9 protein-coding genes are annotated in these 9,613 nt (G+C 62.7%); 3 read left to right on the forward strand and 6 right to left on the reverse strand.

What is annotated here, in order from left to right; all coding sequences use genetic code 11:
- On the reverse strand, positions 1 to 1,346 hold a 1,346-nt coding region (locus ACIQ17_RS25995; RefSeq protein ID WP_398472175.1), incomplete at its 3' end, for a DegQ family serine endoprotease.
- Positions 1,347 to 1,535: 189 nt separating this feature from the next.
- Between ACIQ17_RS25995 and ACIQ17_RS26000 the strand changes: the two genes are divergently transcribed.
- Both ACIQ17_RS26000 and ACIQ17_RS26005 read left to right on the forward strand, forming a co-directional pair.
- Complete coding sequence (locus tag ACIQ17_RS26000) at positions 1,536 to 2,549, forward strand: zinc-binding alcohol dehydrogenase family protein (protein ID WP_398472176.1); 1,014 nt, start codon at positions 1,536 to 1,538, stop codon at positions 2,547 to 2,549.
- 357 nt (positions 2,550 to 2,906) lie between these two features.
- Positions 2,907 to 4,352 (forward strand): OprO/OprP family phosphate-selective porin, encoded by a 1,446-nt coding sequence (locus ACIQ17_RS26005; RefSeq protein ID WP_398472177.1) that lies wholly within the window; start codon positions 2,907 to 2,909, stop codon positions 4,350 to 4,352.
- Positions 4,353 to 4,534: 182 nt separating this feature from the next.
- On the opposite strand, the gene ACIQ17_RS26010 is transcribed toward ACIQ17_RS26005, so the two are convergent.
- On the reverse strand, positions 4,535 to 5,329 hold the full coding sequence (locus tag ACIQ17_RS26010; protein WP_398472178.1) for a LytTR family DNA-binding domain-containing protein: 795 nt from the start codon (positions 5,327 to 5,329) through the stop codon (positions 4,535 to 4,537).
- 150 nt (positions 5,330 to 5,479) lie between these two features.
- On the opposite strand from ACIQ17_RS26010, the gene ACIQ17_RS26015 reads away from it, so the two are divergent.
- On the forward strand, positions 5,480 to 6,478 hold the full coding sequence (locus ACIQ17_RS26015; protein WP_398472180.1) for an alpha/beta hydrolase family protein: 999 nt from the start codon (positions 5,480 to 5,482) through the stop codon (positions 6,476 to 6,478).
- A 94-nt stretch (positions 6,479 to 6,572) separates the two neighbouring features.
- On the opposite strand, the gene ACIQ17_RS26020 is transcribed toward ACIQ17_RS26015, so the two are convergent.
- From ACIQ17_RS26020 to rpsK, 4 genes are all read right to left on the reverse strand, one after another.
- Positions 6,573 to 7,367: an SDR family NAD(P)-dependent oxidoreductase gene (locus ACIQ17_RS26020; protein ID WP_398472181.1), complete on the reverse strand. Its 795-nt coding sequence runs from the start codon at positions 7,365 to 7,367 to the stop codon at positions 6,573 to 6,575.
- 137 nt (positions 7,368 to 7,504) lie between these two features.
- Complete coding sequence (gene rplQ, locus ACIQ17_RS26025) at positions 7,505 to 7,921, reverse strand: 50S ribosomal protein L17 (protein WP_398472182.1); 417 nt, start codon at positions 7,919 to 7,921, stop codon at positions 7,505 to 7,507.
- Positions 7,922 to 8,037: 116 nt separating this feature from the next.
- Positions 8,038 to 9,069, reverse strand: coding sequence for a DNA-directed RNA polymerase subunit alpha (locus tag ACIQ17_RS26030; RefSeq protein WP_398472183.1), 1,032 nt, complete (start codon positions 9,067 to 9,069; stop codon positions 8,038 to 8,040).
- 105 nt (positions 9,070 to 9,174) lie between these two features.
- A complete protein-coding gene (gene rpsK / locus ACIQ17_RS26035) occupies positions 9,175 to 9,564 on the reverse strand; it encodes a 30S ribosomal protein S11 (RefSeq protein WP_398472184.1) in 390 nt (129 codons plus the stop codon).
- Between the last annotated feature and the right edge of the window lie 49 nt (positions 9,565 to 9,613).

The following is a 9,613-nucleotide window of genomic DNA, read 5'->3' on the forward strand; positions in this document are numbered from 1 at the left end:
GTGACCTTTTCGAGATCGCTGGTCTTGCCGATCTTGACGCCATTCACCGCCAGAATGAGGTCCCCCTTCTGGAAGCCGACACCAGCCGCCGTTGCCGTCTCTGTGAGATCGGTGATGACGACGCCCTCGACGCTGGAATCCAGCCGCAACTCGTCCGCGAGTGCCGGCGAGATATTGGCGACCTTGGCGCCCTGGAACGGCGAACGGCCCTTCAGCACAATTTCATCACGGCCCGTATCCGGCGCGGCTTCCAGCGCAACGGTGAGCTTCACCGGCTTGCCGCCGCGCTGCGCATCGAGCTGCGTGGTGCCGCCGAGCGGGCGGGTCGCGAAGCGATACTCGAAGGCATTGGGATCATCGATCACCTGACCATCGATGGCGGTGACGAGATCGGAAACCTTCAACCCGGACTTCGCGGCCGGGCTGTTCGGCGTCACATTGACGACCAGCGCGCCCGATGGCGTTTTCAGGCCGAGCGTCTCGGCGATCTCCGGCGTGATATTCTGCAGGCGTGCGCCAAGCCATGGGCGCTTCACCGCCTTGCCGCCCGACTTGGCGGAGGCAACGACGACGCGGACCATATTGGCCGGGATCGCAAAGCCGATGCCCTGCGAGCCGCCCGAACGCGAGAAGATCGCGGTGTTCACGCCCACCAGCTTGCCGGTCATGTCCACCAGCGCGCCGCCCGAATTGCCCGGATTGATCGCGGCATCGGTCTGGATGAAGAACTGATAGTCCGTGATGCCGACCTGCGTGCGTGCCAGCGCCGAGATGATGCCGTGTGTCACGGTCTGACCGACGCCAAACGGATTGCCGATGGCGAGGACGACGTCGCCGACGAGCAAATCGTCGGAATTGGCAAAATCGAGTGTTGCGAACTTTTCCTTGGCATCCTTGATGCGCAGCACGGCGAGATCGGTGCGGCTGTCCTTGAGCACGATCTCCGCCTCGAATTCGCGCTTGTCGGACAGCGAGATCTTGACCTGGTCCGCCCCCTCGATGACGTGGTTGTTGGTGACGACGAGGCCCGCCGCATCCACCATCACGCCCGAACCGAGCGAGCGCTGCATCTGCTCCGGCTGCATGCCCTGCCCGCCGAAGAAGCGGCGGAACACGGGATCGTCGAGCAGCGGATTGCGGTTCTGCACCGTCTTGGCTGCATAGACGTTCACCACCGCCGGCTGCACCCGCTGCACGATCGGCGCGTAGGACAGTTTCAGCTCGGTGGGCGATGTCGGGACCTGCCGGTTCTGGGCCGAGGCCGGGCTCAGGGACAGGACGCTCTGGGACAGGACAATGGCGCACAAAGCCGAAACGGTCGCTGCACGGCGAAAAAATGGAATCATCGGGACCTCTTTGGCGGGAAATCGCCGGAATATAGGCCCCCCAGCGGGGCAATAGAAGGGCACGAACCAGCCGGCAACGGCCATCGCAGCCCTGCTTTGCCGATATCTGTGGAACCGGCCGCCTTGCAATTCGCCGCCCACCACGACAGCTAGAGCGGGCGTCATGCCAATCCCAAGGAGAGCCCATTCATGAAGGCCGTCGGCTACACCAAATCCCTCCCCATCGATGATGAAAAGGCCCTGTTCGACTTCGAGGCCGCCAAGCCGGAGCCGAAGGGCCGCGACATCCGCGTGGCTGTGAAGGCAATCTCGGTCAATCCGGTGGATTTCAAGGTCCGCAAGCGGGCCGAGCCGAAGGCCGGCGAGACCAAGATCCTGGGCTATGACGCTGCCGGCGTGGTCGATGCCGTCGGCCCCGATGTCACCATGTTCAAGCCGGGCGACGAGGTATTCTACGCCGGCTCGATCCTGCGCCAGGGCACCAATGCGGAATTCCATCTGGTGGATGAACGCATCGTGGGCCGCAAGCCGGCGTCGCTCGGCTTCACGGAGTCGGCGGCCCTTCCCCTGACCGCCATCACCGCCTGGGAGCTGCTGTTCGACCGCCTCGGCGTGGCGCCGGGCAAGAGCCTCGATCCGCGCACACTCCTGATCATCGGCGGCGCCGGTGGCGTCGGCTCGATCCTGATCCAGCTCGCCCGCCGCCTCACCGGCCTCACCGTGGTGGCGACAGCTTCGCGCCCCGAAACGGTCAAGTGGTGCCAGGATCTCGGCGCCCATGCGGTGGTGGATCATTCGAAGCCGATGAAAGAGCAGATCGAGGCGCTGAAAGTGCCGCCGGTCGCCCTGATCGCCAGCCTGACCGGCACCGAGCAGCACTACAAGGCGCTCGCTGACATCATCGCGCCGCAGGGCAGGTTCGGCCTGATCGACGATCCCGCCGAGTTCAGCATGGCCGCCTTCAAGGGCAAGGCCGTTTCGGTGCATTGGGAATCCATGTTCACACGCTCGTCATTCCAGACACCGGACATGATCGCGCAACATCATCTTCTCAACGATGTCGCCGACCTCATCGACAAGGGCGTGCTGCGCACGACTCTCGACAAAACCTTCGGCACCATCAATGCCGCGAATCTCAAGCGCGCCCACGCGCTGCTCGAGTCCGGCAAATCGCACGGCAAGATCGTGCTCGAAGGCTGGTGAGTGCAAAACTGATCACACGCGCTCCCGCGTAACGCGACATCCACAGAGGCGACGCATCTCAGGATGCGTCGCCTCCATTAATTAGCTAACTTAAATAGCCATTTCGATAAGCAAAGTGTGCTCGCAGGGCGACAGTGCGGGATAGTCACCCCACTGCATTGCGGGTTTTACAGAACTGTCACAGAGCGAAACTAGGTTGCCGGCGAGCTCAACAGTGGCTCGCTTGTAAAAAGTCGGATGGCGCCCGCCTGGCGGGACCATTCCTTCCACAAGTCCACAAACACAGATCAGCGCGCATCACCACCTGCGAAGCAATTCGCGGGGCGTGTCGGATTTTGTCTTCTACAGGGGTAATCCATGTCTTCCACGACACACAAATTCTTGGGCACCGTCGCCGTGCTTGGCGCGCTGGCGATGTCCGGCCAGGCACATGCACAGGCCACCAACGATGACGTTGCAGCTTTGAAGGCGCAGCTCCGCGCGCTGGAAAAGAAGCTCGATAGCGTTCAGAAGCAGGCCAACAACACGCAGAAGCAGCAGGCCGTTGCGCAGGCGAATTTCGCCAATGCCAACGCCGCCATGCACAAGAAGGCCGTGCCGCATCTCGACGCAATCCTGACCATGCCCGGCAACCGTCCGACCTTCTGCACCGGCGATGGCTTGAACTGCGTCGCCATCACCGGCCGCATCCACTTCGACGCCGGCGCCTATTCGTATTCGCCGAAGTCGGCTGCGACCTCGCCGCAGAGCGTCAATGACGGCATCAATGCCCGTCGCGCCCGCCTCGGCCTGATCGGCACCTACAACAAGGACTGGGAATACGGCCTCATCATCGATGCCGGCGGCACCACTGACGGCCAGGCCGTGCTGAACAATGCCTGGGTTGCCTATAAGGGCATCAAGGGCCTGATCATCCAGGGCGGCTATATCGACGTGCCGTATACGCTCGATGAATCCATCTCGTCGAACAACTCGTTCTTCATGGAGCGCTCCGCCTCGCAGGTGCTCGCCGTCAACCTCGCCGCCGGCGACTTCCGCTCGGCCTTCGGTGGTCAGGTGTTCGACAAGCACTACTGGGTCGGCGCTTACGTGACCGGTCCGACCACGGGCGCTGGCGTGAACCACTCGATCCCGCAGCCGCTCGGCGCCACCTTCCGCGCCGTTGCCGTTCCGGTCAACAACGAAGTCTCGACCGTCCTCGTCGGCTTTGATGCGCTGTATCTCGCAGAGACCGGCGGCGTGACCAACAACACGCTGCGCATGAACGACCGTATCGAAGTCCGCATCGATCCGGCCACCAACGCGCTGCTCGACACCGGCACCATGAACTTCGTCAACAGCGCGCATGTGCTGAGCGGTGAAGGCGCTGTCCGTTACGGCAGCTTCCTCGCCACCGGCGAATACTTCAACTACAGCGTCCAGCGCACCAACGGCCTCGGCGACCTCAACTTCGAGGGCGGCTACGGTCAGGCCAGCTATGTGCTGACCGGCGAATCCCGCAAGTACTCGTCGTCGGCTGGCGCCTTCGGCGGTGTCTCTCCGGCGCGTCCGGTCAACTTCGCCACCGGCGATCTCGGCGCGTGGGAACTGGCGGTTCGCTACAGCTATGCCAGCCTCAACGACCTCACGGTCCGCGGTGGTGAACTGAAGAACACCACGGTCGGCCTGAACTGGTACGTCAACAACAACACCCGTTTCATGTTCAACTGGATCCACGGCACCGTGGACAAGTTCAACACCGCCGGCATCAACACGGGTGCAGATTACGACGTGTTCGCGATGCGCACCCAGGTCGCCTGGTAAACACCCACGCTTCAGTAACCTCCAGGTTCGGGGCTGAATGCCCTCAGCCCACACCAACGCGAGAAGGCGGCGCTCCGGCGCCGCCTTTTCTGTTGCGGATTCATATAAGTCGGGTGCTCAAGCAACTGTCGTGAATTCAGCCGACCAAGCCAACGCATGGTAAAACCACGCTCGACTGCTTTTCAAAGATCGTTCAGCAGTTTGCGCCCGGCCCGGCTGACCGGCAGGACAGTGTGTTCATCGATGCGGATGCCATGTCGGCTTCCCGAGGTCGCCGCCGCTTCCGCGAGACGACGCGACACCCAATGTGAACGATGGATGCGGACACCGGCGCTGGCGCCAAGTGCCTCGATTGCAGTGCTCAAATTCATCAGGACAAGAGCGTCCCCCTGGCCGGTTCGCACACGGACATAGTGATCCTCCGCGCTGAGGGACAAGATAGCAGCATGGCGTAATGGCGCGGGAAGCTTGCCGCGCAACGACTGGTCGGAGTGCACAGGTGCAGGCGCCTCCTTGTCCATCTCTGCCGGCGGCGTGGCTCGCCGACGCAAGGCCCAGACGCCACTGCTGATCAACACGTTGACCAGCACCACCTGCGCCAGCAATTCACGGGCGGACACATAGGGAAGCGTCCGCGGCGCCCAGAACGCCAGAGACTGGTAAGTGAGCCAGGCGCCGGGCAGAGCCATCACGACAGCAACTGCAAGCACCGCCCAGAACGGCAACTCGCCGTCGAACCAGAAACGCCGCAGACAGGCAGATAGCGCAGCGATCAGGCCGCCGATCACGAGCCCAATGCATATGAAGTGCAGCAGCCGCAGCGGGAGCGCCATGCCGATATAGGTGCCGAAAGCGCCGACCGCGGCGAGTGCCGTCGCGACCATCAGCGGAAGCGCAACGGTGACGAAGACGCGACGGTGCCGAAATGCGTTCGGCAACAGGGTGTCGGCGAATGTCATTGGCGAAGTCGGGGTCATTGGCGAAGAATTCCTGCCGTTCGCGAATGGGAGATGGACCAGTCCGCCCGTCTGCACCTAGCAGGATAGCCATTCAACCGGGTCGCATCCATGACATTTGCAACTTCTGCCAGACAGCTCCGCGCCGCCGCTTTGCTGTCATTGCTGACAATGGCCTCCGCCCCTCTCGGCAGCGCCGCGACGGCGACCGAAGCCGGCTGGAGACCCTATGCCGTGCCGGCGTCACCGGCGAGTCCGGCCGCCATATCGGTGGCCCTGTTCTATCCAACCGAAGCACCGGCTCGCGCGATGGCGATGGGCCCCTATACGGTCCAGGTGGCGCCGATGGCACCGCCGACCGACCGGCTGAAGGGGCTGATTATCGTCAGCCACGGCACCGGCGGTTCGGAGCTTGGCCATAGCAGCCTGGCCGTCGCACTCGCCCGAGCTGGCTATCTCGTTGCAGCGCTCCGCCATCCCGGGGACAATTATGCCGACAAGTCACTGTGGCAACAGGCGCCGGGCGCCATCTTCGTCGAACGTCCACGCCAGGCATCGCGCGTCATCGACACGCTGCTGGCAGACCCCGATTGGCGTGACCGCGTTGCCGCCGACGCCAAAGGGCCGCTGATCGGCGCCGTGGGGCATTCGGCTGGCGGTTTCACCGTGGTTGCCCTCGCAGGCGGCCGGTTTGATCTCTCGCTCATCGGCACGCATTGCGCAAAGGACCGTGCCGAGGATCCCATTTTCTGCGGCATGGGCCGCGATCCTGCGTCCACACCAGTCTCCTCCGAGCTCCCCTCGGTCGTCGATCGCCGTGTCCGCGCCATTGTTGCCATGGCGCCGGTCGGCGTCATGTTCACAGCTCAGTCGCTGCAGGCCATCGACCTGCCAACCCGGATCTACGCAGCGGAAAACGACCGCTGGCTGCCGCCAAGATTTCACGCCGCCCACATTGCGCAAAACATCCCGGGCACGCGTCTGCAGACCATTCCGAATGCGTGGCACTTCGCTTTCATGGACAAGGTCGGGATGCCGATTCCCACGCTGGATGGCGACGCCAATGCTGATCCGCCGGGCTTCGACCGGGCCGCTTTCCTGAAGCAGCTCAGCGCAGACATACCGGCGTTTTTCGATCAGGCACTCGCCCCGTCGGAAGGCAGCAAATAACGACGCTGGCTGCGAGCGTAGCCGCCACTGCTCTCCGCTTCGAGGCGGAGCGCTTTAGCGCGGCGGCAAAGTCCGCTTCAGAAATCGCTGTGACTTACGCGATCGTCTGCACGATCCCCCCCTCGGCCCGCAAGGCGGCGCCGTTGGTCACCGACGCTTCCTTCGAGCTCACGAAGACGACCATATTGGCGATCTCCTCAACGCTGGCAAAACGCTGAATCAACGAGGTCGAGCGATGCTGCTTGACGAAATCCTTCGCGGCTTGATCGACCGACTGGCCGTTCTGCTTGGCGAGATCCTTCACAAAGGTCTCGACGCCTTCGGACATGGTCGGTCCCGGCAGTACCGAATTCACGGTAACCGCCGTGCCCTTGGTGAGTTCGGCGAGACCGCGTGAGATCGCAAGCTGTGCCGTTTTCGACATGCCGTAATGGATCATCTCACTCGGGATGTTGAGGCCCGACTCCGAGGAAATGAAAACGATGCGGCCCCAATTGCGCTTCAGCATGCCCTGCATGTAGGCGCGCGACAGCCGGACGCCCGACATGACATTGACGTCGAAGAAGCGCTCCCAATCCTCGTCCGGAATGTCGAAGAAGCCCTTGGGCTCGAAGATGCCGGCATTGTTGACCAGGATATCGATGTCCGGCAGCGCGGCGGCCAGCGCCTTGCAGCCCTCCGCGGTCGAAACGTCGGCCGCCACGCCCTTCACCTTGGCACCGGGGACCGCCTTGCCGATCGCTGCGATGGCGGCATCCACCTTGGCTTGGCTGCGGCCATTGACCACGACCTCCGCGCCAGTGCCGGCAAGGCCCTTGGCGATCGCCAGGCCGATGCCTGCGGTGGAGCCTGTGACGAGTGCGGTCTTGCCGGTGAGATCGATCTTCATTGGACGCTCCATGGGTGAGGATGGAGCTGATATTGGAACTGATCTGCCAAGGCGCAATGAGGCTCACGTGGCAGTGAGTGTTCAAACAAAAACGGCGCCCGAAGGCGCCGTTTTCAGAACTCATCTGGAAGAGCAGCTTACGCCGCGTCCGCTTCGGCGCCCTGCACCGGGCCCGAATCCTTGCCCTTGGCGTCTTCGTCGCGATCGACGAATTCGATCACGGCCATCGGGGCGTTGTCGCCGTAACGGAAGCCGGCCTTGATGATGCGGGTGTAGCCGCCCTGACGATCGGCATAGCGCTTGGCCAGCACGTCGAACAGCTTGCGGACCTGATCCTGGTCGCGCATTTCGCTGATGGCCTGACGACGCTTGTCGAGACCGCCCTTCTTGCCGAGGGTGACCAGCTTCTCCACGATCGGGCGGAGTTCCTTGGCCTTCGGCAGCGTGGTGACGATCTGCTCGTGCTTGATCAGCGACGCGCACATGTTGGCGAACATCGCCTTGCGATGTTCTGCGGTGCGGTTGAGTTTGCGATGAACCTTGCCGTGACGCATGGGAGTAGTCCTCTATTCAATTGCCGCGACGGTTCGTCGGGACATCATGTTGCAGGTGGGCCGCCCGCGTTCGCCCAGAACAAGGCCGGGGTTACCCGACCTTGTTCGATAGTTGCTCAGTAGTGGTCTTCGAAGCGCTTGGCCAGCTCGTCGATATTCTCCGGCGGCCAACCGGGCACTTCCATGCCGAGATGCAGACCCATCTGGGCCAGCACTTCCTTGATTTCGTTTAGCGACTTGCGGCCGAAGTTCGGGGTACGGAGCATTTCCGCTTCCGACTTCTGCACGAGGTCGCCGATGTAAACGATGTTGTCGTTCTTCAGGCAGTTTGCCGAACGTACCGAGAGCTCGAGCTCGTCCACCTTCTTGAGGAAGGCCGGGTTGAAAGCGAGATCCGGGATGACTTCCTGAGCAACTTCCTTGCGGGGCTCTTCGAAGTTCACGAACACGTTGAGCTGGTCCTGCAGGATGCGGGCCGAATAGGCAACCGCGTCCTCGGGCGTCAGCGCGCCGTTGGTCTCGATGGTCATGGTGAGCTTGTCGTAGTCGAGGATCTGGCCCTCACGGGTGTTCTCGACCTTGTAGCTGACCTTGCGGACCGGCGAATACAGGCTGTCGACTGGGATCAGGCCGATCGGCGCGTCTTCCGGACGGTTGTGCTCGGCAGCGACATAGCCCTTGCCACCCGACACGGTGAATTCCATGCGGATTTCAGCGCCATCGTCGAGGGTGCAGAGCTGCAGGTCGGGATTGAGGACGGTGATGTCGCCAACGGTCTGGATGTCACCAGCGGTGACAGCGCCCGGGCCCTGCTTCTTCACGATCATGCGCTTCGGGCCTTCGCCCTGCATCTTGATCGCGATGTCCTTCACGTTCAGCACGATGTCGGTGACGTCTTCACGCACGCCGGCGATCGAGGAGAACTCGTGCAGAACGCCGTCGATGTGCACGGCCTGAACGGCAGCGCCCTGCAGCGACGACAGCAGGATGCGGCGCAGCGCGTTACCGAGGGTCTGACCGAAACCACGCTCGAGCGGTTCAGCGACGAGGGTCGCGAAACGGGTCGGATCGCTGCCAGGGGTCACCTGCAGCTTGTTGGGGCGGATAAGCTCTTGCCAATTTTTCTGGATCGTCACTGTGTCACCCATGGCCATCGAACTCTCTGGCTTGGAGATCGCGGAGAAAGTCCGCGTAAAAGTACGTCGAACGCGATTGCGGGCGGCCGAGCCACCCGCAATCCCAGTAGATAGTTATTAAACGCGACGGCGCTTGCGCGGACGGCAGCCGTTATGCGGCACCGAGGTCACGTCACGGATCGAGGTGACGGTGAAGCCGGCGGCCTGCAGCGCGCGGAGCGCCGATTCACGACCCGAACCCGGACCGCCAACCTCGACTTCGAGGGTGCGCATGCCGTGTTCCTGCGCCTTCTTGGAAGCGTCTTCAGCAGCGACCTGCGCGGCATACGGGGTCGACTTGCGCGAACCCTTGAAGCCCATCGTGCCGGCCGAGGACCAGGCAATGGTGTTGCCCTGCGCGTCGGTGATGGTGATGGTGGTGTTGTTGAACGAGGAGTTCACGTGAGCGACGCCCGAAGCGATGTTCTTACGTTCGCGACGACGGACGCGTGCGGCTTCCTTTGCCATGGTAGACCTTTCTAGAGATATCAACGCCCCCGTAGTGCCAGCGGCTACA

Source organism: Tardiphaga sp. (assembly GCF_044340795.1).
In the GTDB taxonomy this organism is placed as follows: domain Bacteria; phylum Pseudomonadota; class Alphaproteobacteria; order Rhizobiales; family Xanthobacteraceae; genus Tardiphaga.

Coding starts and splice junctions, on each gene's coding strand:
- ACIQ17_RS26000 (WP_398472176.1), top strand. CDS start 1,536: ATGAAGGCCGTCGGCTACACCAAATCCCTCCCCATCGATGATGAAAAG.
- ACIQ17_RS26005 (WP_398472177.1), top strand. CDS start 2,907: ATGTCTTCCACGACACACAAATTCTTGGGCACCGTCGCCGTGCTTGGC.
- ACIQ17_RS26010 (WP_398472178.1), bottom strand. CDS start 5,329: ATGACCCCGACTTCGCCAATGACATTCGCCGACACCCTGTTGCCGAAC.
- ACIQ17_RS26015 (WP_398472180.1), top strand. CDS start 5,480: ATGGCCTCCGCCCCTCTCGGCAGCGCCGCGACGGCGACCGAAGCCGGC.
- ACIQ17_RS26020 (WP_398472181.1), bottom strand. CDS start 7,367: ATGAAGATCGATCTCACCGGCAAGACCGCACTCGTCACAGGCTCCACC.
- rplQ (WP_398472182.1), bottom strand. CDS start 7,921: ATGCGTCACGGCAAGGTTCATCGCAAACTCAACCGCACCGCAGAACAT.
- ACIQ17_RS26030 (WP_398472183.1), bottom strand. CDS start 9,069: ATGGGTGACACAGTGACGATCCAGAAAAATTGGCAAGAGCTTATCCGC.
- rpsK (WP_398472184.1), bottom strand. CDS start 9,564: ATGGCAAAGGAAGCCGCACGCGTCCGTCGTCGCGAACGTAAGAACATC.